The organism is Nocardia sp. NPDC055053 (genome assembly GCF_053608285.1).
The window spans coordinates 1-24291 of sequence record NZ_JBSGVD010000010.1 but is presented as its reverse complement, the minus strand read 5'-3'; the positions used below and the strand labels follow the sequence as shown (position 1 = coordinate 24291).

Below are 24291 nucleotides of genomic sequence, written 5' to 3'. Positions count from 1 at the left end.
TAGGCAATGTGCTGGTTCGACAAGCAGCAAGGAGGAGGAGGGGTTATGCGCGGGCGGTGTGCGCGTGGTCGGCGATGTCGAGCACCTCGGCCAGCCATGGCGTGTACCTGCCGGGGTGGTCGGCCAGCTCGGCCCGCAGCGTGTGCGGGGTAATCCACGCCCACGCGCCGACCTCGTCCGGATCGGGTTGCGGCGTCACATCGCCCACCACACCGATCAGGACGTGGTCGTATTCGTGTTCGACCCGGCCTGTCGTCTCGTCGCCCGCGCGGTAGCGGAAGGTCCCGACCTCGGTGAGGTCGGCTGCCAGACCGAACTCCTCACGCAGCCGGATCGCCGCCGCCTCACGCACCGGCTGACCGGGCGCGGGATGCCCGCAGCAGGTGTTGGCCCACTGCAGCGGGAAGCGGGTCTTCACCGCGGCGCGCTGCTGGATCAGCACGTGCCCGTTCCGGTCGAACAGCAGTACCGAGAAGGCGCGGTGGAGCGTGCCAGGTGGCCGATGGGCATCGGCCACCGAGCACGCTCCGATCGCAACACCGGTGTCGTCGACCAGCTCGACGGGCATGGCTTCGCGGTCGGTCGACGGGTCGGCGAGCTGTTCGGTCACCTGGCTACCTTATCGGCGACGATCATCAGGTACTGGAAGCTCCCCTCGCGGTAGGCGGTGAGGAACGGCTGCTCGACGCCGGTGGCGAGCTCGGAATGGGTGCGCAGCTCCCAGTACGGGATGGTGTCGGGCGTGAGGTCGACGACGGTGGTGGGGATCAGGCCGTTGTCGGACAGCGCGCGGAAGTACTCGCTGCGTGGGTGGATCATGCAGCCGTAGTGCGCGTCGATCCAGCTGACCGAGGCCGACCGGCCACCGGTGACGTCGTTGGAGCAGCCGGTGATGCACACATACCGGCCACCGGGTTCCAGGATCCGGGAGAATTCGTCGAACAGGTCGAACAGATCGACATACATGGTGGTCTCGTTGGTCCAGATGCCGCGCACGGACTCGTCGGCGAAGCCGGTGTCGAGCATGTTGCGGAAGTGGAACCGGACCTGGTCGGTGACACCACGGGTCTCGGCCTGGTCGTTGGCGAAGCCGACCTGGTACTCGGAGATGGAGACACCGTCGACCTGGCAGCCGAAGCGTTCCGCGGCCATGAAACTGGTGCCGCCGCGCCCCGAGCCGCCGTCGACGAGGCGGTCGGCGGGCTGGATGGGGCCGAGATGGTCGAGCAGGTAGTCGGCCTGGGCGGTCTCGAGCCGGTGCAGTTCGCGCACGAGGCGGTCCTGCCTGGTCTGCTCGGGGCCCTCGATGACCGACCAGTCGGGCGCGCCGATGCCGTAGTGGTGGTGGTAGAGACCGTCGACCTCGCCCAGTTTGGTGTTGACCCGATCGTCGTTGGGGTTGTTGTTCCAGTACGCAGCGACCGAACGCTGGTAGGTGGTGCGCAGGACGGTGCGGTCGGTGCGGGGGTTCGCGATGGTCATCGGTCGTCCTCTCGTGGTGCGATGTCGTGGTAGCGGCGGCTGTCGGCGTGCCAGGCGCGATTGCCGCCCATCCAGGCCCACAGGCCGGCCAGGAAGCGGCGCAGCTGGGGTGAGCCCGCTGCGGCGAGCGGGGCCGCTTCCCGTTCGAAGCGGTGCATCAGCTCGTCGTGGATCTGCGCGGTCCGCAGGACCGCGTCGGCGCGGCTGCAGCCCTCCTCGGCTGCGAGGACCGTCGGCAGATTGAATTCCCTGCCTCCCGAAAGGTCCTCGCGCGCCATCGAATACAGGTCGTTCACCATCTGCGCGGCCAGTGCGGCAGTGGTGACGACCCGCCGGACGGCCGGATCGGTGTACTCGGGAGCGCCGAGTTCGTAGCCGCCGACGGCGTCGATCGGCGCCATGCACGGCAGGAAGCTGTGCGGCTGACGGTTGGTCAGGTACTCCCAGACCGGTGGCATCCGGTCGGCCGCGCGCCAGCCTGCCTCGGCGCCGAGCGCGATGAACCAGCCCGCGATCTCGGTGCGCAGCCTGGCCAGCTGCGCCGGGCTCGCGTACCCCGCCAGGTGCGCGAACGACGTGCGGAACGCGCGCAGGATCGGATCGGCCCGCATGGCCTGTTCGAGCCGGGGCGCGTACCGCGCGGGCAGATGGGCCGGGTCCATGGCGGCGGCGGCGAGTTCGAGCCGCGGCCCGAGTTCGGCGGCGGCGCTGGACGGTGTTCCGTCGGGTGCGGTGTCGCCAGGGGCGTCCTCCTCGCAGTAGTAGTCGTCGACCGACCATTCGGCCACCGCGCAACGGGCGGCGCCGAGGAGCAGGTCGGGGTCGTCACAATCGGGATGAGCGAGCATGATCAGCCTGCCGAAATCGGCCTTGCCCAGCTCGTCGAGACGGCCCTCGTAGAGACCGATTTCGGCCGCCCAGGCGAGCAGGCCGACATTCACGGCCTCGGCCAGAGCTGGATCGTCGCGTTCGGGTGGTGGACAGTAGAGCGGCGGAATCGCTTGCCGTGCACCGGCTTGCGGGGTAGGTGGTGCGGCCCGCCACAGCGAGGTCGTGCCGATCCCGGTGGGCCCGAGCAGGTATCGCGGTTCGGGGGCGGACAGCTTCGGCGGCGAAATCCGGTGGGGGAGTGTGGTTGCCGCCCTACCGAGCCGGGGGAACAGCTCGGCAGGCGCCGTCGCGTCGTGCAGCAGGGCCGCCACCGTCGCGGCGAGCTCGGTGCCGGCGTGCGGGGCCGCTGCCCTGGTGAGGATCGACACGGCCCGCGCCGATCAGTCGGCCCGGCGCGCGACGAGCACGTCGTCGAGTACGCCGAGCGCGTCGGGGACCAGGACGGCGGCCGAGTAGTAGCAGCTCACCAGGTACGACATGATCGACTGATCGTCGATCTGCTTGAACCGGACGTTCAGACTCGGCTCGAACTCGTCGGGAATGCCGGTCTGATGCAATCCGACGACACCCTGATCCTTCTCGCCGATACGCATGGCCATGATCGAGGTGGTCTGGGTGCCGTTCACCGGGATCTTGCCGCACGGCAGGATCGGCACCCCGCGCCAGCCGGGAACCCGGGAGCCCTGGAACTCGACCGGATCGGGATACAGTCCGCGGCGCGAACATTCACGGCCGAACGCCGCGATCGCCTTGGGATGGGCGAGGAAGAACTTGGTGCCGCGGCGCATGCTCAGCAGCTCGTCCATGTCGTCGGGAGTCGGCGGGCCCGATTCGGTGGTGATGCGCTGCTTGAGATCGCAATTGTGCAGCAGGCCGAACTCGGGATTGTTCACCAGGTCGTGCTCGCGCCGCTCGTAGAGCGCTTCGACCGTCAGACGCAGCTGCTGGTCGACCTGGTTCATCGGGTCGTTGAACAGATCGGCGACGCGAGTGTGAATCCGCAGCACGCTCTGGGCCAGGCTGAGTTCGTATTGGCGAGGGCTGGCGTCGTAGTCGACGAAGGTGCCCTCGAGCAACGGTTCGCCGGAATGGCCGGAGGAGATCTCGATATCGGCCTCGCCCTTGGAATTCTGCGTCCGACGTGGCGCCTCGGCGGCCTCGGTGCGGATCCGTGCCAAGGCGGGATTCATGTCGAGGAACTGTTCGAATGCCTGTCTGGGCAGGCAGAGAATGGTCGTCTTGGTCACCGTCTTCACGGTGTCCGGCCAGATCGCCGACGGGTCGGTGAGCATATCCTCGCCGTAGTAGTCGCCGCCGGAGAGCATACCGAGTTTCGTCGCCTCGCCGTATTCACCGGAACCAAGCCGGGCGAGTTTTCCGTGGACGACCAGAATGACCTGATCCATCGGGTTACCGAATTCGGCGACGACGGCGCCGGGATCGAGATCGTATTGCACGAAATTGTCGGCGAGCGGGCGCAGCAACTCGTCGTCGTCGACGGTGCGCAGGGCGGGCAGTTCGCGCAATTCCTGCGGGATCACCCTGGCGCGCGAGCCGTCGACGACGAACTCGACCTCACCGTTGCCGACGGTGTGGGTGAGCCGGCGGTTGACGCGATAGATACCACCCGCGACCTGCACCCACGGCAGTGCGCGCGACAGCCAGCGGGAGCTGATCCCCTGCATCTGCGGCTCGGATTTGGTGGTGTGCGCCAGCTGTTGCGCCGCAGTGGTGCTGAGGCTCTTGCGAACGGAATTGTCTGTGGGCAGCGGCATTTCGATGGTCATGAAGTTCCTCACCTCGAGGCGGATATCGGCACGGCCGATCGGCCTGTGCGGCGCGACGATGCGCGACAGGCTGGGGGTGGGTAACGATGCGAATCGAATGGTCCTGCGCGGAAGAAACCGGGCTTGTGAAACGGTATTACACGAAATTTGATGCGTGCCAGTGCGTTCCGGACGAGAACGATGGTAGGGCGTCGAGGCGACCGTGCGCGGGAAAATCGGGAAAACATGGCTGTGACCGGGAGATCCGTTGCGCGGGAGGCGATTGCGCGGTCTCCTCGGCACCGGCACCGCCGTCGGTCTCGCGGTGGCGGCGATTCTGCTCGGCAGGCAGACCGTCCAGCGGGCCTCCGGCCCCGAGCCCGGCTGGAACGAGACCGTCGCGATGGTGCTCACCGTCGGCGGCGTGGTCTACGGTTCGACGGCGTCGACGTCACCGTGATGGGCCACTGAACAGCGGGTGTGACCCGAATCGCCGGAACATGCGGCCTGTCACAGGCGACACATAATGGAGGTCCGGTGTGGTTAGCTCATATGAGCACATCGGGGTGTGTGAGGTGTGTCACTTTCAGCAGGGTAGGCCAGGTGGGAACGGTGGATATCAGTCCAAAAGGTGTGGTCGGTTCTATGCAGCGGTTGCTGGCTACCGCGCAGAACGGGCTGGAGGTGATCCGCTTCGGCGGATTGGCGCACGATGTCGAGTCCTCGCCCTTCGAGGTCGTCGAGCGCAGACGCATGTATCGGTTGCGTCACTACTTCCCCGACGACACTTCGGCGGGCCGTCCGGTGGCGCTGCTCGTGCCGCCGTTGATGGTGAACGCCGATATCTGGGACGTGAACGCGGCGGGTGGCGCCGTCGGTATCCTGCACGCGAGCGGAATCGACTGCTGGGTCATCGATTTCGGTTCGCCCGCGACCGAGGAGGGCGGCTGGGAACGTGACCTGGCCGACCATGTGCTTGCGGTGAACTCGGCCATCGACACCGTCTGCGAGGCCACCGGCGCGCAGGTGCACCTGATGGGCTACTCACAGGGCGGCATGTTCGCCTACCAGACCACCGCCTACCGGTACGGCAAGGGTGTGGCCTCCATCGTGACCTTCGGAAGTCCGGTCGACATCGTCGCCGGCATGCCGTTCGGGCTGCCCTACGGCATGGTGTCCGAGGTCGCCGACTTCCTGGCCGACCACGTGATGCACCGGCTGCCGATCACCGAATCGATGGTGCGCATCGGCTTCCAGATGCTGGACCCGGTCAAGACCGCCAAGTCGCGGATCGACTTCCTGCTGCAGCTGCACGACCGGGAAGCATTGCTGCCCAAGGAACGTCAGCGCCGCTTCCTCAACAATGATGGCTGGGTGGGGTATTCGGGTCCCGCGGTCGCCGATCTGCTCAAGCAGTTCGTCGCGCACAACCGGATGATGCTGGGCGGCTTCGTGATCCGCGATCACCCGATCTCGCTCGCTGAGCTGAAGTGCCCGATCCTGGCGTTCGTCGGGGAGGTCGACGACATCGGTCAGCCCGCCGCGGTGCGCGGCATCGTGCGGGCCGCGCCGAATGCCGAGGTGTACGAAGCCAGCTTGGTGGCAGGGCATTTCGGGCTCGTCGCCGGTTCGACCGCGACCAACCACACCTGGCCGATGGTGCGCGAGTGGATCTCGTGGATGGAAGGCGACGGCACCCTGCCCGAGCAGATCGTCCCGATGCAGGAGCACGTGCCGAGCAACGCGCCCCGCACCGCGGCGACCCGGGTGGTGCACACCGCGGCCACCCTGGCCGAGGCCGGTGCCGGTGTCGGCAAGGCGCTGGAAGGTATCGCCAGCAATACGATTCGCGGATCGGTCGAGATGGCGGGGGAGGCCGCGCGCGCCCTGCCGCGGCTGACCCGGCTCGGGATGATCCAGCCGCACACCCGGATCTCGCTGGGCAAGCTGCTCAATGAGCACGCCAAGCGGGCGCCGCAGAAGGATCTGTTCCTCTTCGACGACCGGGTGCACACCAATGCCGCGGTCGAGGTCCGCATCGACAATGTCGTGCGCGGGCTGATCTCCGTCGGCATCCGGCCGGCCAACCGGGTCGGCGTGGTGATGGAGACCAGGCCCAGTGCGCTGGCCGCCGTTGCCGCGCTCTCGCGCCTCGGTGCCGTCGCGGTGCTGCTCGCGCCCGGCGCCGAACTGGACCGGGCCATGGAGCTGACCGGCGTGCAGACGCTGATCACCGACCCGGAGAACCTGCGCACCGCCGCCGCGACCGGCGCGCGGGTGCTGGTGCTCGGCGGCGGTGACACCAGGCAGCTGGCGGTGCCGACCGGCGATCGGGTGATCGACCTCGAGCAGATCGATCCGTCCAAGGTGCGGGTGCCCGCCTGGTTCCGGCCGAACCCGGGCCTGGCGCGCGAGCTCGCGTTCATCCTCGTCATCGGCACCGGTGACCGGCTCGAGGCCAAGTACATCACCAACCATCGGTGGGCGCTGTCGGCGTTCGGGACCGCGAGCGCGGCCGACCTCGACCGCCGCGACACCGTGTACTGTCTTGCGCCGCTGCATCATTCGTCGGGACTGCTGGTGAGTCTCGGTGGGGCGATCGCCGGTGGCAGCCGGATCGCGCTGGCCAGGCCGATGGACATGGAGCCGGGCCGCTTCGCCGAGGAAGTGCATCGCTACGGCGTCACCGTCGTCACCTACACCTGGACGATGCTGCGCGACCTGCTCGACGCGCAGGTCTTCCCGGCGGGCCACAACCATCCGATCCGGCTGTTCATCGGCTCCGGCATGCCCGCCGGGCTGTGGCGGCGCACCGTCGAGCAGTTCGTCCCGGCCAGGGTGCTCGAGTTCTACGCCTCGATCGACGGCGACGTGGTGCTGGCCAATGTGCCCGGCGCCAAGATCGGGTCCAAGGGCAGGCCGGTGCCCGGCACCGCGCATGTCGAGCTGGTCGCCTACGACCCGGTCACCGAGCAGATCCTCGTCGGCGACGACGGCTTCGCGCGGCGCTGCGCCGACAACGAGCCGGGGCTGCTGCTCGGCAAGTCGGTCGACGGGGGTGACCTGTCCGACGGCGGGCTGCGCGGGGTCTTTCGGGCCGGCGATGCCTGGTGGCCGACGGAGAACCTGTTCCGGCGCGACAGCGACGGCGACTACTGGCTCGTCGACCGCCGCGACACGGTGATCCGCACCGCCCGCGGTCCGGTGTTCACCCAGCCGATCGTGGACGTGCTCAACGACATCACCCCCGTCGACATGGAAGTCGCGTACGGGTTGAACACCCCGTCGGGCATCCTGGCCGCCGCCGCGCTGAGCGTGCGCAAGGGCTTCAAGATCGAACCGGGCGATGTCACCGAGGCGATGCGGGCACTGGCCCGCGATCAGCGGCCCGATCTGGTCTACGTCGTCGACGAGATCCCACGCAGCACCAGCTTCCGGCCCTCCGCCACGGCGGTTCAGTCCGCCGGTCTGCCCAAGGCTGGTCCGCGCACCTGGATCTACAACCGGGAGACCGACGCCTACGAGGTGCTCACCGACGCCGGTGCCGCCGCGTTGTTCGGCGGTAGCTGACGGGCGAGTGGGGTGGACGGCGGTGAGCCGGCCACCCCACTGGAGCGACAGCTCGGGGCCGGGTTACACCTGGTATTCGGTGACCGCGTCGATCACGCGGGTCAGCTGCGCGTCGCTCAGCAGCGGCCACAGCGGCAGCCGCACGATCGTCGCGGAGAAATTCGCCGACCGTGTGCACGGCACCGGAGTGCGGCCGTATTTCAGGCCGGCCGGGCTCGAATCCAGCGGGATGTAGTGGAACGGCGCCACGATGCCACGCTCGGCGAGATGACCGATGATGTCGTCACGGCTCTCCTCGGTCGGCATCCGCAGGTAGAACAGGTGCGCGGTGTGGCCGCGATCGGCGGGCACCGTCATCGGGCGCACATCGTTGCGGGCCGCCCAGTCCGGCAGTGCGGCCGCGTAGGTATCCCACACGCGGTGACGCTGCTGCTGGATGGTGTCGAACTCGGCCAGCTGTGCGTCCAGCACCGCCGCGTTGAGCTCGCTGGGCAGGTAGCTGGAGCCGATGTCCTGCCAGGAGTACTTGTCGACCTGGCCGCGCAGGAAACGGGCACGGTCGGTGCCCTTCTCGCGCATGATCTCCGCGCGGCCCATCAGGATCTCGTCCGAGAGCAGCAGCGCGCCGCCCTCGCCGCAGTGCACGTTCTTGGTGTCGTGGAAGCTCTGCGTGCCCAGAGTGCCGATGGTGCCCAGCTGCCTGCCGCGCCACGTGCCACCGAGGCCGTGCGCGTTGTCCTCGATGATCGCCACACCGTGCTGGGCGGCCAGCGCGAGCAACGGCTCCATGTCCGCGGCGACACCGCCGTAGTGCATGACCACGATCGCCTTGGTGCGGTCGGTGATCGCGGCCGCCGCGGCCGCCGGATCGATATTGCCGGTCGTCTCGTCGATATCGACGAACACACAGGTCGAACCGCGCAGCGCCATCGCGGTCGCCGCCGAGGTGAACGCGAAACTCGGGACGATCACCTCGTCCTCGGGGCCCAGCTCGAGCAGCAGCGCGCCCAGCTCCAGCGCGTGCGTGCACGACGTGGTGAGCAGCGCGTGCCCGGCGCCGGTGATGGCCTTGATCTTGGCCGTCGCGGACTTGGTGAACTGACCGTCGCCGTGACTGTGATCGGAATCGAGCACGGTCAGCAGATTGGCGCGTTCAGCGGCAGCGCGGAACGGCCTGCTGAAGATGATCCGGTCGCTCACTCGTGGTGACCCTTCTCCGTCGCGGCTGCCGGGACCGCGGCGTCGACTCGATGGTTCACGGCCGGCGCATGCATCGTATCCGGGCGCGGTGTCGGGGTCTCGACGGTCAGGTACAGCGGCTTGCCGACCAGGATGTGCAGGGCCACACCGAGATATTCCGCGATCAGGCCGAGCGAGAACAGCGTCGCCCCCGAGCACAGCAGCAGCACGACGATGATCGACGCCCAGCCCTCGGGATCGTGATTGTCCTGCGTCAGCGCCTGCACGATGACCACCCCGGCCATGATCACGCCCGCCAGCGCCAGCGTCACCCCGAGCATGCTCACCAGGCGCAGACCGCGAGTGCCGCTGCACAGCACCATCTTCCAGAACAGTGAGAACAGGCGGCGATAGTTGTAGCCGGACTCCTCGCGGCCCTCGGCGCGCAACACCACCGGCACCTGAACGGCATTGCCGACCACCCAGGTCAGCGCCACATCCAGATACACGCCGTTGGCCGCGACCTCGGCCAGCTGACGGCCGATATCGCCGCGGATCAGCCGGAAGCTCTCGAACCGCGTCGAATCCGGGAACGCGAACACCGTCGCCAGCACGATCTTCGAGCCGCGCGAGGTGATGTTGCGCAGGAAACCGTGCGGTCGGGTATTCGTCGGCTTCGAATAGACCAGATCCGCGCGCGAGGCCAGCGCCGCGTCGAGGAAATCGGCGATGAACGCCGGGTCGTGCTGACCGTCCTCGTCCATCGTGACGATCCAGTCGCCCCGCGCCGCCGCCATTCCCGCGATCGTCGCCGCGTCCTGACCGAAATTGCGGCTCAGCCACACCGGCCGAACCTGTGGATAGGCGCCTGCCAGTTCTTGCAGCACCACATCCGAACGGTCGGGGCCGTTGTCGTGCACGAGGATGATCTCCTCGACCGCGAAGCGGGCGCCGCCGGTCGAGGTGGACGGGCCGGTCAGCCGATCCAGCTCGGCGACCAGCGCCGCGATCGTCTCCTCGCCGCGATACACCGGGACGACCACCGACACCGAATGCACCGGGCTCGACCCGTCGCGGGCGGGCGCACCGGCACGCAGGACTGCGCCGGGTCGGGACGAATGTGCGGAAGGAATCGGCATCGTCGACTTTCGGGGTATGAGGGCGAGCGCGTGGAGAAACCCAACAGTGAGCGCACTTTAACATCGGAATATGGCGGCCCGTGGCGCTGCTCGGGCGCCTGCCGCGGGTACGCGGCGGATGTGCCGTGCGGCGGTGCCGATGTGGGCGCTTGCCTGTAGGGTCTGGTCCTCGTGGTGGAAAGTAGAACCCCTCCCCGTCGTGCCGTGTACCTGTGGGGCTTGATCACCTCCCTCGGAGTGATCGCGGGCTATGGCGCGGTTCTGCTCGCCAACGCCAGGCACTTCTACACCGACGACACCGAATCCCAGTACGTCCCGCTGTGGGTGATGCTCGGCAGACGGCTGCGCGACGGTGATCTGCCGGTGATGGTGCCCGAGCACTGGATGGCCGGAAACTATTCGATCGAAGAAGCGGGACTGCTGAATCCGCCGCAGCTGCTGATCGATCTGATCGCGCCGTCGGTCGGCAATCTCGTGCTGTACGCGACCGTGGTGAAGCTGATCTTCGCGATCATCCTCGGCCTCGGCGTCTACCGGATCTGCCTGGCGTATGGCTCGAAGGTGCAGTGGGCGGCGCTGGCCGGCGTCTCGATCCCGTTCACCGGCTGGCTGCTGTTCTTCGACGAGGCCAGCTGGATGACCGCGTTCACCGGCACCGCGTGGATGGTGCACGCGTGGGCGTCGGGGGTGCGCTACGCGCGCGGTAGCGGCGGGCCGATCCCGGTGTTCGTCTACCTGTACCTGGCGATCTCGGTGCAGTACATCTTCCCCGCGGTCGAGGCCGGTCTGATGATCGGCGCGGTCGCGGTCGGCGAGCTGATCTACCAGAAGACCTGGCGGCCTTCGCTGAAACTGCTGCTGGTCTCGGGTCTGGCCGCGCTGGCCGGGCTGGCGACCTATCTGCCCAGCATGCTCTCGGCCAAGGTGACCTGGCGCGGCACCGCCCAGATCAACAACGACCAGTTCCTCACCGTGCCGTGGTCGGAATCGCTGAACGCGAGCCTGCCGTCGACGCTGCCCGCGTTCACCTCGTGGTGGGGCTATGTGCAGCCGCTGCCGGTGGTCTACATCGCCTGGTTCCTGATCCCGGCACTGGCGTTCATCGACTGGGGTAAGGCGCGCGACGCCTGGCGCGAGCTCAGCGGGATCGCGCTGTTCGCGATCGCCGCGCTCATGTGGACCGCCGGTCCCGGCACGATCGGACCGCTGCGCTGGCCTGCCCGCGTGCTGCCGATGGTGGCGCTGGGTCTGCTGCTGCTGGTGTGCGTGCTGCTCGGCCGGTTCGCGACGTTCAAGGACTGGCGGTCGCGCGGCATCGCCGCCGCGGTGCTGATCGGGCTGCTGTGGGTGCGGTCGTTCTCGGCCGATCCGCACAACTGGGTTGTGCACGTGGTGGCCGCGCTGATCCTCGCCGCGCTCGGCGCCGGGGTGGTGTGGCTCGCGGTGAACAAGGGCACCTCGGCGGCGGTCGCGCTGGCTATCGTCGCGGTGTTCCCGATCGCGTACTTCCAGGTCGACCGCGCGCAACCGACCCCGATGAGCTGGAACCTGCCCAGCGACCGCGGCGCGGCGATGGCGGCGTTCCCCGATTTCGCGGGCACCACCCTGCAACTGGGTGATCGCGCGCTGATCCAGCCGGGGGAGCGCACGCTCGACGGCGCCTACGGCTCGCTGGTGTTCGGCAACTACGCCAAGGATCTCGAGCTCACCTATGTCAGCGGGTACACCCCGAACGGGCACTACTGGTTCGGCGACATGCTCTGCATGCGCTGGGACACCAGCGTCTGCCCCGACGCCTACCGGCGCGCGTTCGCGGTCGAACCGTCCACCGGCAAGACGATCGTCGATCTGATGAACGTCGACCGCGTCGTGCTCCAGCGCGCGCTCTACCCGGACGCCCGCGACCAGGAGGCGCCCGCGGGCTGGAAGTGGGTCGACTACCCCGGCCACGAGAAGTACATCGCGGTGCTCGAACGCGAGAACGGCCTGATCTCCACCCGCAACGGCCGCGTCTCGGCGGTCGAGGGCGGTACCGCGGTGTCGGTGTCGGAAACCGATACCACCAGCCGGGTCAGGGTCAACTCCGAGACCGGCGGCCGCGTGGTGTTCGCGCGCCTGGGCTGGCCGGGCTACCGGGTCAGCATCGACGGCAGGGACGTGCCGTTCACGGTCGTCGCCAAGAGCTTCGTCGCGGTCGACATCCCCGCGGGCACCCGCAACGGTGACCTCGAACTGACCTGGCGCCCGCCAGGCTGGAAGATCGGCGGCGCCGCGATCGGCCTCGGTCTGCTCGGCCTCGCGCTGTTGCAGTGGCTGTACGTGCGCGGGCGCAAACCCGAGGACGACGAGCAGGCGGCCCCCGCGGTCGAATCGATCCCCGACGGTGACGCCGAGCTCGCGGACGCGGTGCGATGACCGCCGAGGTGGCGCCCGCCCACGGCGTGCTCGAGACGCCGGGCCCGCTGCTGCGGATCGTCAAACGCCAGGAGCTGGCGTTCGCGATCGTCGGCGGGTTCAACACCCTGCTCGGCATGGCGCTGGCCGTGTTCTGGCTGGGTGTGTTCGGTGACGGCAGGCCCGGTCTGGCGGTGGTCGCGGCCTACGCGGTGAGCACGGTCGTCGCGTTCGTGCTGCACCGCACCCTGGTGTTCCGGGTCCGCGGGCACCTGCTGCGCGACTTCGTCGCCTTCTGCGGCGTGAACGTGGGTGGCCTGGTCCTCAACGTCATCCTGGTGGAGCTGGCGGTGACGGGACTGGACTTCCCGGCCGCACCCGCCTCGGTGATCGTGATGGGTCTGGTCGCGGTGCTCAGCTTCTTCGGGCACCGCTACATCTCGTTCCGGCGGGCGCGGTAGGTTAGGCCCATGGCGCACGAATCCACCATCGATGCAACCCTGCTCAGCCTGCTGGCCTGCCCCCAGGACAAGGGCCCGCTGCAGCTGGTGCGGACCGAATCGGACGCGAGCGTGCTCTACAACCCGCGTCTGCGCCGCGCCTATCCGATCGACAACGGCATCCCGGTGCTGCTGATCGACGAGGCGCGCGACGTCACCGACGCCGAACACGAGTTCTTCACCGCCCAGTCCTGACCGGCGCGCCGAACGTAGGGTCCCCAAAGGCCCCGCTTCGGAGTTAGGGTTACCTCAGTCGCCGCCCCGTGACGGTGACATCGATTTCGTCCGGCGAGCGCAAGAAGGTGCCTCCGATGTCCGACGATGTAGCCCTGAGCGGCATTCCGCTGACCATGCTCTGGACCCTGCACAACCGCGGGTCGGAGGTGAAACGCGCCGACGCGGTCCTCACCGATCCCGACTGCGAACGCCTCTACGACACCATCGCATTCGACTACGCGCGAACCTTCGGCCCACCCGACGGCACCCACGCTGTGCGGTCGGCCCGCTTCGACGAGGCGCTGCGCCCGTGGCTGGCCGACCATCCCGGCGCGACCGTCGTCGAACTCGCCGCCGGGCTGGAAACCCAGTTCCAGCGCTGCGACGACGGCGCGGTGCACTGGCTGTGCGTCGATGTCCCCGAGGCGATCGAGATCCGCAGCCGATTCCTGCCGCCGTCGCGGCGGTGCCGGTACCTGCCGATCAGCGCGCTCGATCTGACCTGGCTCAACGACGTCGATCCCACGCACGGCGTATTCGTCACAGCGCAGGGACTTCTCATGTACTTCGAACCCGACGACGTGCGCCGCCTCGTCACCGTGATCCTGGAACGCTTCCCCGGCGTCGAGCTGATGTTCGACACCATCCCACCGTGGTTCTCCCGCAAGACGATGCGCGGATTCCACAAGACGCCGGACTACACCGCCCCGCCGATGCCGTGGGGCGTCGAGCGGAGCAAGATCGCCGCGCTGCTCCGCTCGTGGAGCCCCGCGGTCGAGGAGGTGACGGTGAGCTCCTACGGACCCTCACACGGTCCGCTCGCCACGACCATGCCCCTGTTCGCCGCGCTACCGATCCTGCGCGACATCCCACCCGCGATCGTCCGGGTGCGCTCGCGCTGAATCACGCACCGCCGGTGCCGATATCGCCGGTCAGGTAGCGCTGCATCGACGGGCCGACGGCGGCGACGACGTCGTCGATCGGCATCGACGCCAGCGGTTCGATCCCGACGATCTTGCGGGCGGTCAGTACCCCGATCATCTGCGCGGCCGCCAGTGCCACCCGCGCCCTGCCGTCGTCGGCGGGGGTGGCGATCCGGGCCCTGACTCGTTCCAGCACCACCTGGAGCAGGAACGAGCGGGCGAGGTTCATCTCGCCGCCGCCGAATATGCTGCGCACCATCGCGACGACGCCGGGGCCCGCGGGGGAGTCCCACACCCCGACCACCGCGCGCACGATCGTCGGCCCGAGCTCGTCGAGCGGCGCGTTGTCGACCGCGTTCAGCGTTGCCTCCGGATCGGCGGGGAACTCCACCACCGCGGCGAACAGCTGCTGCTTGGTGCCGAAATAGTGGTGCACGAGGGCGGGGTCGACGTCGGCGTCGGCGGCGATCGCCCGGATGGATGTCTTGTCGAAACCGGTGTCGGCGAACCGGATCCGGGCCGCGTCGAGAATCGCCGCGCGCGTATCGGTATTGCCGGGCCTGCGCCCGGTGCGGCCGGATCTGGCTGTGCCCGAACCGGATTCGCCGTCACTCATGGGTGTCCCTCTCCTCGTTCCTCAGGGAGTCCGTCGACGCAGGGTAGCCGCACCGAGACACAGGGCCACGACCGCGAACCCGGCGACCACCGCGATATCGCGCCACATGGTCGCGGTCGGCTCCGCATACAGCGACACCTGCTGCAGCGCGTCCACCGCGTAACTCAACGGCATCACATTGCTGATCGCCTCCAGCCAACCGGGCAGCTCGTCCCGCGGAACGAGCAAGCCGCACAGGAAGATCTGCGGCGCCACGATCACCGGCATGAACTGCACCGCCTGGAATTCGGTGCGCGCGAACGCACTGGCCAGCAGGCCGAGCGCGACACCGCAGATCGCGTCGACCATGGCGATCAGCATCACCCAGCCGGGATTGCCCGCGGCGTTCATGCCGAGCAGCCAGAAGGCGACCAGACAGGCGACGGCGGCCTGCGCCGCGGCGGCCAGCGAGAACGCGCTGCCGTACCCGGCCAGCAGATCCAGCTTGCGCAGCGGCGTGGTGAGCAGCCGCTCCAGCGTGCCCGAGGTGCGTTCGCGCTGCATCGCGATGGCGGTGATCAGGAACATCACGATGAACGGCAGGATGCCGAGCATGGTGATGCCGACCCGGTCGAAGATCGTCAGCGGGGCGTGCGGCGCGCGTGGCGCGTCCTGATAGATGAAGTACAGCAACGTCATCAGCAGGGCAGGGACCACCAGGATCATGGCCACGGTGCGGTGATCGTTGCGCAGCTGCCGCAGGATCCGGCCGGTGGTGGCGGTGTAGGGGCGCAGGGTCATGGTGGTCATGCGCTCTCTCCCATCGTGATCAGGGTGAGGAAGGCGGTCTCGAGGTTCTGCTCGTCGGTGCGTTCGCGTAGTTCGTCGGGGCTGAGCTGGGCGAGCAGGGTGCCCTCGCGCAGGAGCAGTAGCCGATCGCAGTGGTCGGCCTCGTCCATCACGTGACTCGAGACGAGCAATGTCGTTCCCGCCGCGGCCAATTCGCGGAACTGCTTCCACAGTTCGACGCGCAGGACCGGGTCGAGGCCGACCGTCGGTTCGTCCATGACCAGCAGCTCCGGCTTGCCGACCAGCGCGCAGGCCAGCGACGCCCTGGTCTGCTGCCCGCCGGAGAGCTGATCGCCGAGCTGGTCCGCGTACTCGCGCAAACCGACCGCGGTGAGCGCTGATTCGATGTCGTCGCGGTCGCGGCCGTAGAGCGCGGCGTAGTAGGCGACGTTCTCGCGGACGCTGATGTCGGGGTAGATGCTCGGCGCCTGGGTGACATAACCGACCCGGCGGCGCAACCCGGCACTGCCCGCCGGGTCGCCGAGCACGGTGACCGTGCCCGATTCCACGATCTGGGTGCCGACGATGCTGCGCAGCAGGGTGGTCTTGCCACAGCCCGACGGGCCGAGCAGGCCGGTGATCGAGCCGCGCGGGATATCGAGCGTCAGTCCGTGCAGAACGGTGCGTTTCCCGCGTGTGACGGTCAGGCCGTCGACCTGGACGGCCGGGGGTGCGGTGTGCGACATGGTCGCCTCAATTCATCGAGTGTTGAATTCACTACGTGATGAATTTAGCGCGACCCGGTCGGCGTGGCAAGAGTCAATGCGCGTGCCGCGGGGGTGCCGTGGCCTGCTGACCTGGCTCGACGACCACGAACTGGCCCATCATCCCCACGTCCTCGTGCCAGAGCAGATGGCAGTGATACATGTACGGGGTGTCCGGATCGGCGGGTCCGTCGAAGCGCAGCGCCAGCGTCGCGGTCGTGTTCGGCGGCAGGAAGATCGTGTCCTTGGGGCCGGTCAACGCTGGTGGTGGCGGCGCGCCCGCGTAGTCGAGCACCCGGAACTGCACGTCGTGGACGTGGAAGTTGTGCGGCATCCCGTCGGTATTGCGGACGATCCATTTCTCGGTCGTGCCACGGGTGACGGTCGCGTCGATGCGATCCATCGCCATCGGAGTGCCGTTGATGCCGGCGAAGGTGAGGTCGAAGGTGCGTTCCACGGCGGCATCCGAGCCGTCCGGCGTCGACGGCGCGACGAGTGCGGCGGGCAGCTCGGGGGAGGGGCGCAAGGTGGTGGCGGCCCGGAGTTCGAGCACATCGAACCGGTCGTCGCCACCGGAGAACCGGTTGGACCAGAAATCCAGGCCCGCGTCGAGCTGTTCGCTGCGCAGCACCGCGCGCTCACCTGGCTGCATGCGCACCACGATCTCGGCGCGCTCGCCGGGCGAAAGCTGCACGGCGGTCATCGATTCGGGCCGTTCGAGCAGGCCGCCGTCGGAGGCGATGAGCGAGAATCGCTTGCTGTCGCGGAAGGCGAAGTTGTAGATCCGCGCGGTCGAGGCATTGAGCAGCCGCAGCCGGACCAGCTCGTCGCCGACCTCCTGGTACGGCGCGAGGGTGCCGTTGACCATGGTGCGGTCGCCGAGAAAACCGATATCGCGGAAGGCGGTGTGGCTACCGTCGAGGCGTTTGCCGCGCAGGCGCAGGTCTTGCACGATCACCGGGATGTCGTCGACACCGTAGGTGGCGGGCAGCGGCAGCGTGGTGTCGTCGTCGATCAGGAACATGCCCGCCAGACCGCGGCGCACGTGGTCCTCGGTCGCGCCGTGCGGGTGCGGGTGGTACCAGAGCGTCGAAGCGGGTTGTGCGACTGTCCATTCCGGCGTCCAGGTCGCGCCTGCCTCGACCATCTGGTGCGGGCCGCCGTCCATCGCCGCGGGCAGATGCATGCCGTGCCAGTGCACCGTCGAGGCCTCGGGCAACTGGTTGCGCACCCGGACCCGCACCTTGTCGCCACGGGCGGCGCGCAGTGTCGGACCGAGATAGCTGCCGTTGAAACCCCAGGTTTCGGTGGCGCGGCCGGGCTCGAATTCCGTGGTGCCGGTCTGCATATCGAGGGAGAACACACGGGTGCCGTCGGGTTCGACGGTGGACGCGGCCTGCGGCGGGATCGCGAGCGGGCGGGTGAATTCCGTGCCGACGGTGGAGATGTCGGCGCCGGCCCAGGTCCAGGTCACCAGGCCTGCGATCGAGAGCGCCAGGGTGAGGGCGAGTGCGCCGGCGCCGAGCAGTACCCGGCGCAGCCGGCCGGGTCGAGAAGGGGAAGCCATGGTCCGACGGTAGGGAGGCCGACCGTGGTCGCACATCGGGAAGCGTCCCCCAGCGGACCCTGGCACGCACCCTGATCGATTGATTGTTTTCGCAGGTAGCAGTAGTTTTCCAGGCATCGAGCTCTGATGTGATGCGGGTCACATCGGGAGGTTGTCACGATCCGGCGGGGTCGTTTGTCCTATCGACATCCCACCGACAAGGAGCATCGCCATGAACACCACCACGCACCGCATCGTCGTCCTCGGCGCCGGCTACACGGGCATGCTGGCCGCGATCCGCCTCGCCCGGCGCACGCGCAAGCTCGACGTCCGGATCACCCTGGTCAACCCGTCGGTACGGTTCACCGAGCGGCTGCGCATGCACCAGATCGCCGCCGGTCAGGAACTCGCGAACCACCACATCCCCGAACTTCTCGACGGCACCGGCATCGAATTCGTCCAGGGCTCGGCCACCGCCATCGACCCCGATGCGCGGCAGGTGCACGTCGATGGCTTCGGCGAGCTTCCTTACGACGCACTGGTTTACGCACTCGGCAGCACCACCGACACCACCACCGTCCCCGGCGTCGCCGATCACGCGTGGACGCTCAACGATCCGCGCCTCGCCCACGAATTCGCGGGCGAGCTCACCGAACTCGCCGCCGCGGGCGGCACGGCAGTGGTGTGCGGTGGCGGGCTCACCGGCATCGAAGCCGCCACCGAGATCGCCGAGAGCCACCCCGGTCTGCGCGTCACCCTGATCAGCGCGACCGAGCCGGGCGCGATGATGGGAGAGAAGGCCCGCGCGTACCTGAACAAGGCGATGGACCGGCTCGGGATCGTCCGGGCGACCGGCTTGCGCGTCACCAAGGTGCTGCCCGACGCGGTCGAACTCGCCGACGGCACCAGGATCGACGCCGACCTCACCCTGTGGACCAGCGGTGTCCGGGTCTCACCGCTCGCCGCCGAGGCGGGTGTCGCGACCGACGAGCGCGGCCTGATCGTGGTCGACCCCACGCTGAAGTCGGTGTCGCACCCCACGATTCACGCCGTCGGCGACGCCGCCGCGGTGCGGCAGGCATGGGGCCTGGTCCACGGCACCTGCCAGAGCGGCATGCCCACCGCCGCCTTCGTCGCCGACGCGATCGCGGCCGAGCTGCGCGGCAAGCCGGTGCGGCCGTTCCGCTTCGGCTACTTCCACCAGCCGGTGAGCCTGGGCCGCCGCGACGCGGTCATCCAGTTCACCAACGCCGACGACACCCCGCGCCGCTACTACCTGACCGGCTGGGCGGCCAGGACCTACAAGGAGATGGTCAGCAGCAGCCCGGTGCCGACGTTCAAGGCGAGCAAGAAGATGACCATGAGCGTCCAGTTGTCCAAGGGCGGCAAGGCGACTCGCGCGACAGCGTGAGACCGCCCGCCATCACCCGCGCGCCGGGTTTCGTGCGAACCGGCGCCCGAACTCGCCGCAGTGACGGAGCATGCGCCATGGTTGACCCCATGCCGGACCAGGACCCCTTCCTCGAGCATCGCCGCCTGCTGTTCTCGACCGCCTACCGGATGCTCGGCACCGTCACCGATGCCGAGGACATCCTGCAGGACGCCTGGCTGAAATGGAACGACACCGATCACGCCGCGGTCGAGCACCCGAAGGCGTACCTGGTCCGCACCGTCACCAACCTGTCGCTGAACCGGCTCACCTCCGCCCGGGTGACCCGCGAGGCCTACGTCGGCCCCTGGCTGCCAGAACCGGTGCTGACCTCACCCGATATCGCCGAGGACGCCGCATTGGCCGACACCGTCTCCACCGCGATGCTGGTGGTACTGGAAACCCTGACCCCGGTCGAACGCGCGGTATTCCTGCTGCGTGAGGTGTTCGGTTACACCCACGCCGAGATCGCCGAGGCGCTCGACAAGACCGAGGCGAGCGTGCGGCAGATCGCGCACCGCGCCAAGAACCACGTCCAGTCGCGGCGTCCGCGCTTCGACACCGACAAGGCCGCCCGCGCCCACATCACCGAACAGTTCATGGCCGCCTGCTCTGGCGGCGACCTGAACGCGCTGATGGACCTGCTCGCCCCCGACGTCACCTGCTGGTCCGACGGCGGCGGCGTCGTCACCGCGGCGCGCAGACCACTGCACGGCCCCGACCACGTCGCCCGCTGGATCCTCGGCGTGCTGGCCAAACCGTCCTCGGCGGGCATCGAACTCAGCACCGCCGAGATCAACGGCGAACTGGGCACCCTCGCCTCGTTCGGTGGAAACCCCGGCGCCGCCTTCACCTTCGACCTCGTCGACGGCCGCATCCAGAACCTGCGCTTCCAGGTCAACCCGGGCAAGCTGGCTGGCCTCTACCGCGGCACCGACCTGCTCGGCTGAATCCCGCTGCGCTGCTCGCACGCCCGGATGGACCAGAATGGCGAGCGTGTCCGCCCAGGAACTCGCCGTCGATCCGCCCACCGCCGCGCGCAGGTTGCTCGGCGCGACCCTGTCGTCGGGGCCGGTCTCCGTACGCATCGTCGAGGTCGAGGCCTACGGCAGCGATCCGGCGGGGCTGTGGCCCGATCCCGCCGCGCATTCCTGGCCGGGGCCGACCGCCCGCAACGCGGTGATGTTCGGTCCGGCCGGGCGGCTCTACGTGTACCGCTCGTACGGGATCCACGTCTGCGCGAATGTGACCACCGGATTCGACGGTGCCGCCTCGGCAGTGCTGCTCCGGGCGGGTGAGGTCATCGCGGGCCACGATCTCGCCCGCGCCCGCCGCCCGGCCGCGCGTTCCGATGTCGACCTGGCTCGCGGTCCCGGAAACCTCGGCAGCGCACTGGCTTTCACCTTCGACGACTACGGAACCGAGCTGTTCGACCCGTACTCCGAGATTCGGCTCGAGCTGAATGCGGCTGTCCCGCAGGCCGAGATCGCCGTGGGGCCGCGCGTGGGGGTGAGTGTGGCCGCCGACATCGCGTGGCGGTTCTGGCTGCCCGCCTCGCCCGCGGTGTCCACTTACCGGCGCAGTCCACGTGCGCCCGAACCGGTCGTGAGAAAAGTTTCGCGGCGGCGATGAATTCGCTACGCGGGCCACGTCCTATCTGGTGAACGCGCTACCCACCGAGCGCGACCGACCCGAAGGACACGACATGACCACCACCGCCACCATCGCCAGCGCCGCCGTCTACCGTCCCGGCAAGATCCGCAACCGCGTTCTGTGGACCCTGCAGGTGGTGCTCGGCCTGTTCTTCATCATCGCCTCGGGCGGCCCGAAGCTCGTCATCCCGAACATGCTGATGGACAACCCGCCCGAGAACCTGACCATCCCCTTCGGGCTGCTGATCTTCATCGGAGTCGCGGAGGTGGCCGGCGGTATCGGCCTGATGGTGCCGCGGCTCAGCGCCCTGGCCGCCGCGGGTCTGTCGGTGCTCACCGTGCTGGCCGCCGCGACGCAGGCCTTCATCGCAGACAAGCCCGAGATGGCGATCTTCCCGCTGGTGCTGGCCGGGATCTTCGCCTGGATCGCCTACGAGCGCCGCGAGAGCGTCACCTCGCTGATTCGGTGAGTCACCGACCGCGCTGAGCATCGCCGGGCCGAACAGGTCCGGCGATTTCCGGCGTCCGCGGACACGGTGGGTTTGTCCGCGGACACAAGGTCACGCCGCGGAACTCGTTGGCGAATCCTATGGGGTCATGGCCACTTCCGGTGCGACGATCGATGTCCACATGCCCGACGCCTTCCACAGGAGTATCCGTGTTCACCTTCACCAGCAGTGACGGCATCACCATCCACGTCCGGAGCTGGTTGCCCGCCACTGCCGAACCGGTGGGCGTGGTGCAGATCGCGCACGGCATGGGTGAACACTCCGACCGCTACAGCCACCTGGCCACGACACTGGCAGGCCTCGGCTACGTCGTCTACGCCGGCGACCATCGTGGCCACGGCTACAGCATGTTCTCCGAGCCGGGAAAGCTCGGCGACGACGGCTGGAACCTGCTGGTCGCCGATCTGGTGACGCTGACCGAGCTGCTGCGCGAACGTCATCCCGGGCTGCCGGTCACCCTGTTCGGGCACAGCCTCGGTTCCTTCGCGGTACAGCAGTACCTCCTCGACCACTCCGCGCTGGTCGACGAGGTCGTGCTGTGCGGGTCGACGGCGGTGGACGGGCTCTTCGACAACATCGCGGCCGCGGGTGGCGACCTGATCGCGTTCTTCAACGCCGGATTCCAGCCGACGCGCACCGACGCGGACTGGATCAGCAGCGACGAAGCACAGGTCGACGCCTACCTCGCCGACCCCTGGTGCGGCTTCGCCATCGACGAGACCAATATGGCGCAGCTCGCGGCCACCGCGTACCAGCGCCTGAACAATCCAGGCACCGTGCGCACCGACCTGCCGGTGTATGTGATGGTCGGCGACCAGGATCCGCTCAACGACGGCACCCGCCTGTCCGACCAGCTGGTCCAGCGCTACCGCGACGCGGGCCTGTCCGACATCACGTACCGGATCTACCCCGGCGCCCGCCACGAGGTGCTCAACGAGGTCAACCGCGACGAGGTCGAAGCCGAGCTCGCCGCCTGGATCACCCGCGTGCGGGTCTGAGCACGCAGTCGGCCCGAGACCGACCGGCCTGCGCGCGGGCGGTGGAACGAGTACGGAAAGATGGAGCACCGTGACCGGCGACATCTTCGACGAACTGACCTGGCGCGGCCTGATCGCGCAGTCCACCGACCTGGACGAGTTGCGGGCGGCAGCCGCTGCCGCGCCGCTGACCCTGTATGCCGGCTTCGACCCCACCGCGGCCAGCCTGCACGCGGGGCACCTCGTCCCGCTGCTCGCGCTGAAGCGTTTCCAGCGGGCCGGTCACCGGCCGATCGTCCTCGCGGGCGGGGCCACCGGCCTGATCGGTGACCCCCGCGACGTCGGCGAACGCACCATGAACTCCACCGATACCGTCGCCGAGTGGGCCCAGCGCATCCGCTCCCAGCTCGAGCGCTTCGTCGACCTCGACGATTCGCCGACCGGCGCGGTGATCGCCAACAACATGGACTGGACCGGCTCGCTGTCGACCGTCGACTTCCTGCGCGACGTCGGCAAGCACTTCTCGGTCAATGTCATGCTCGCCCGCGACACCGTCAAGCGGCGGCTCGAGGGTGACGGCATCTCCTACACCGAATTCAGCTACATGCTGCTGCAGGCCAACGACTACCTGCAGCTGCGCCGCGAATACGGCTGCACCTTGCAGGTCGGCGGCTCCGACCAGTGGGGCAACATCATCGCCGGCGTCGAACTGAACCGCCGCGTCGACGGCGCGCACGTGCACGCGCTCACCGTTCCCCTGGTGACCTCGGCCGACGGCAAGAAGTTCGGCAAGTCCACCGGCGGCGGCAGCCTGTGGCTCGACCCCGAACTGACCAGCCCCTACGCCTGGTACCAGTACTTCGTGAACACCGCCGACGCCGATGTCGTGCGGTACCTGCGCTGGTTCACCTTCCTCGGCAGGGAAGAACTCGACGAGCTCGAACAGGCCACCGTGGAACGCCCGTTCGCCCGCGAGGCGCAGAAGCGCCTGGCCGCCGAGATGACCACGCTGGTGCACGGCGAAGCCGAGACCCACGCGGTGGAACTGGCGAGCCAGGCCCTGTTCGGCCGCGGTGACCTGCGTGAACTCCCGGAGTCGACGCTGGGTGCAGCCCTGCGCGAGACCGCCATCGACGGCAAGGTCGCCGAGGTCGTTCCGGGCGAACCGAACACGATCGTCGATCTGCTCGTCGCGTCCGGCCTGGCCGAGAGCAGGGGAGCGGCGCGTCGCGTGGTCAACGAAGGTGGTGCGTCGGTGAACAACGAGCGCGTCAGCGACATCGAGTGGACGCCGTCCGACGCCGACTACCTGCACGGACAGTGGCTGGTGCTGCGCCGGGGCAAGAAGAACATGGCAGGTGTCCGGCGGATAGCCTGATCTCGCGGCGGAGGCCTGAATCACATTCGTGTGATTCAGGCCGGCGCAGCGGCTGGGCCCGATGCGCTGACCTGCGCAGATCCAGTGCTGTCCAGGCGATTTGACGCAGAGTTATCCGGCGCGTAACTTATTGGAAGTCAGAGCGACACGGACACCAACCCGGAGCCGAGACGCTGGCCCTCAGGGCGAGCGGGCGTAGGGAAAACGAGGTAGGACGGGGTGCGCCTGGCATTGCCTCTTCGAGTGACCAGCGTTACGATTGACATCGCCTGGAAGCACGGTTAGGCTGGAACAGTTGCCCTGGAGGAGATCCGGACGAGAGCCGGTGGTCCTCCTTGTGCGTGTGTTCTTTGAGAACTCAATAGTGTGTCGATGAATGTCAGTGCCAATATTATTATTGGTTCCGCTTCTCATACCCCCCGGTTGAGGAGTGGACATTTAAACAACAGCGAATCTTTTTGCTGGTGTTTGGCTTTGCTAGGTTTTCGGACTCTAGTTTAGATATTTCTGATTACACCTTCGGGTGTGATTGAGAGTCTTCAACGGAGAGTTTGATCCTGGCTCAGGACGAACGCTGGCGGCGTGCTTAACA

General features: G+C 68.2%; 22 protein-coding genes. 12 read left to right on the top strand and 10 right to left on the bottom strand.

Translation table 11 applies throughout. The features are described 5' to 3' along the window. Positions 1 to 43: 43 nt before the first annotated feature. Genes idi through ACWF82_RS12875 form a run of 4 tightly spaced genes read right to left on the bottom strand, consistent with a single transcriptional unit; the run spans position 44 to position 4160 of the window. On the bottom strand, positions 44 to 610 hold the full coding sequence (gene idi / locus ACWF82_RS12890) for an isopentenyl-diphosphate Delta-isomerase (RefSeq protein WP_452500794.1): 567 nt from the start codon (positions 608 to 610) through the stop codon (positions 44 to 46). Then, complete coding sequence (locus ACWF82_RS12885) at positions 607 to 1482, bottom strand: geranyl diphosphate 2-C-methyltransferase (RefSeq protein WP_452500792.1); 876 nt, start codon at positions 1480 to 1482, stop codon at positions 607 to 609. The genes idi and ACWF82_RS12885 overlap by 4 nt, the downstream gene beginning before the upstream one ends. Next, complete coding sequence (locus tag ACWF82_RS12880) at positions 1479 to 2741, bottom strand: family 2 encapsulin nanocompartment cargo protein terpene cyclase (protein WP_452500790.1); 1263 nt, start codon at positions 2739 to 2741, stop codon at positions 1479 to 1481. The genes ACWF82_RS12885 and ACWF82_RS12880 overlap by 4 nt, the downstream gene beginning before the upstream one ends. A gap of 12 nt (positions 2742 to 2753) precedes the next feature. Then, complete coding sequence (locus ACWF82_RS12875; protein ID WP_452500788.1) at positions 2754 to 4160, bottom strand: family 2B encapsulin nanocompartment shell protein; 1407 nt, start codon at positions 4158 to 4160, stop codon at positions 2754 to 2756. Positions 4161 to 4422: 262 nt separating this feature from the next. Between ACWF82_RS12875 and ACWF82_RS12870 the strand changes: the two genes are divergently transcribed. Both ACWF82_RS12870 and ACWF82_RS12865 read left to right on the top strand, forming a co-directional pair. Beyond that, positions 4423 to 4599: a hypothetical protein gene (locus tag ACWF82_RS12870; RefSeq protein WP_452500787.1), complete on the top strand. Its 177-nt coding sequence runs from the start codon at positions 4423 to 4425 to the stop codon at positions 4597 to 4599. A 92-nt stretch (positions 4600 to 4691) separates the two neighbouring features. Next, positions 4692 to 7709 (top strand): AMP-binding protein, encoded by a 3018-nt coding sequence (locus ACWF82_RS12865; protein ID WP_452500785.1) that lies wholly within the window; start codon positions 4692 to 4694, stop codon positions 7707 to 7709. A 63-nt stretch (positions 7710 to 7772) separates the two neighbouring features. Here ACWF82_RS12865 and rffA read toward each other — a convergent pair whose 3' ends face one another. Continuing rightward, positions 7773 to 8909, bottom strand: a complete 1137-nt coding sequence (rffA, locus tag ACWF82_RS12860) for a dTDP-4-amino-4,6-dideoxygalactose transaminase (protein ID WP_452500783.1) — start codon at positions 8907 to 8909, stop codon at positions 7773 to 7775. Beyond that, entirely contained in the window at positions 8906 to 9946 is a 1041-nt protein-coding gene (locus ACWF82_RS12855; RefSeq protein ID WP_379074716.1) for a glycosyltransferase, read from the bottom strand. The genes rffA and ACWF82_RS12855 overlap by 4 nt, the downstream gene beginning before the upstream one ends. A gap of 285 nt (positions 9947 to 10231) precedes the next feature. Here ACWF82_RS12855 and ACWF82_RS12850 point away from each other — a divergent pair, with 285 nt between their 5' ends. From ACWF82_RS12850 to ACWF82_RS12835, 4 genes are all read left to right on the top strand, one after another. Beyond that, positions 10232 to 12442: a hypothetical protein gene (locus ACWF82_RS12850; protein WP_452501131.1), complete on the top strand. Its 2211-nt coding sequence runs from the start codon at positions 10232 to 10234 to the stop codon at positions 12440 to 12442. Next, positions 12439 to 12882 carry a GtrA family protein gene (locus ACWF82_RS12845; protein ID WP_452500781.1) on the top strand — a complete coding sequence of 148 codons (444 nt, stop codon included), beginning with the start codon at positions 12439 to 12441 and terminating at the stop codon, positions 12880 to 12882. Before ACWF82_RS12850 ends, ACWF82_RS12845 begins: the two co-directional genes overlap by 4 nt. Positions 12883 to 12891: 9 nt before the next feature. Next, positions 12892 to 13116 carry a Trm112 family protein gene (locus ACWF82_RS12840; protein ID WP_378857006.1) on the top strand — a complete coding sequence of 75 codons (225 nt, stop codon included), beginning with the start codon at positions 12892 to 12894 and terminating at the stop codon, positions 13114 to 13116. 116 nt (positions 13117 to 13232) lie between these two features. Then, complete coding sequence (locus tag ACWF82_RS12835; protein ID WP_452500779.1) at positions 13233 to 14039, top strand: class I SAM-dependent methyltransferase; 807 nt, start codon at positions 13233 to 13235, stop codon at positions 14037 to 14039. Between the two features lies 1 nt (position 14040). Here ACWF82_RS12835 and ACWF82_RS12830 read toward each other — a convergent pair whose 3' ends face one another. From ACWF82_RS12830 to ACWF82_RS12815, 4 genes are all read right to left on the bottom strand, one after another. Continuing rightward, complete coding sequence (locus ACWF82_RS12830; RefSeq protein WP_452500778.1) at positions 14041 to 14676, bottom strand: TetR/AcrR family transcriptional regulator; 636 nt, start codon at positions 14674 to 14676, stop codon at positions 14041 to 14043. A gap of 21 nt (positions 14677 to 14697) precedes the next feature. After that, positions 14698 to 15456 (bottom strand): ABC transporter permease, encoded by a 759-nt coding sequence (locus tag ACWF82_RS12825; RefSeq protein WP_452501129.1) that lies wholly within the window; start codon positions 15454 to 15456, stop codon positions 14698 to 14700. A gap of 5 nt (positions 15457 to 15461) precedes the next feature. Further along, positions 15462 to 16190 carry an ABC transporter ATP-binding protein gene (locus tag ACWF82_RS12820; RefSeq protein ID WP_452500776.1) on the bottom strand — a complete coding sequence of 243 codons (729 nt, stop codon included), beginning with the start codon at positions 16188 to 16190 and terminating at the stop codon, positions 15462 to 15464. A 73-nt stretch (positions 16191 to 16263) separates the two neighbouring features. Next, positions 16264 to 17775 carry a multicopper oxidase family protein gene (locus ACWF82_RS12815; RefSeq protein WP_452500774.1) on the bottom strand — a complete coding sequence of 504 codons (1512 nt, stop codon included), beginning with the start codon at positions 17773 to 17775 and terminating at the stop codon, positions 16264 to 16266. A gap of 211 nt (positions 17776 to 17986) precedes the next feature. Between ACWF82_RS12815 and ACWF82_RS12810 the strand changes: the two genes are divergently transcribed. The 6 genes from ACWF82_RS12810 (at position 17987) to tyrS (ending at position 23699) form a co-directional block, all read left to right on the top strand. Further along, complete coding sequence (locus tag ACWF82_RS12810; RefSeq protein WP_452500772.1) at positions 17987 to 19165, top strand: NAD(P)/FAD-dependent oxidoreductase; 1179 nt, start codon at positions 17987 to 17989, stop codon at positions 19163 to 19165. A gap of 89 nt (positions 19166 to 19254) precedes the next feature. Beyond that, on the top strand, positions 19255 to 20133 hold the full coding sequence (locus ACWF82_RS12805) for an RNA polymerase sigma-70 factor (protein WP_452500770.1): 879 nt from the start codon (positions 19255 to 19257) through the stop codon (positions 20131 to 20133). A 46-nt stretch (positions 20134 to 20179) separates the two neighbouring features. After that, positions 20180 to 20815 (top strand): DNA-3-methyladenine glycosylase, encoded by a 636-nt coding sequence (locus ACWF82_RS12800; protein WP_452500768.1) that lies wholly within the window; start codon positions 20180 to 20182, stop codon positions 20813 to 20815. Between the two features lie 73 nt (positions 20816 to 20888). Next, positions 20889 to 21305 carry a DoxX family protein gene (locus ACWF82_RS12795; protein ID WP_452500767.1) on the top strand — a complete coding sequence of 139 codons (417 nt, stop codon included), beginning with the start codon at positions 20889 to 20891 and terminating at the stop codon, positions 21303 to 21305. 188 nt (positions 21306 to 21493) lie between these two features. Beyond that, positions 21494 to 22342, top strand: a complete 849-nt coding sequence (locus tag ACWF82_RS12790; RefSeq protein WP_452500765.1) for an alpha/beta hydrolase — start codon at positions 21494 to 21496, stop codon at positions 22340 to 22342. Between the two features lie 70 nt (positions 22343 to 22412). Continuing rightward, positions 22413 to 23699: a tyrosine--tRNA ligase gene (gene tyrS, locus ACWF82_RS12785; RefSeq protein WP_452500764.1), complete on the top strand. Its 1287-nt coding sequence runs from the start codon at positions 22413 to 22415 to the stop codon at positions 23697 to 23699. Positions 23700 to 24291: the final 592 nt, after the last annotated feature.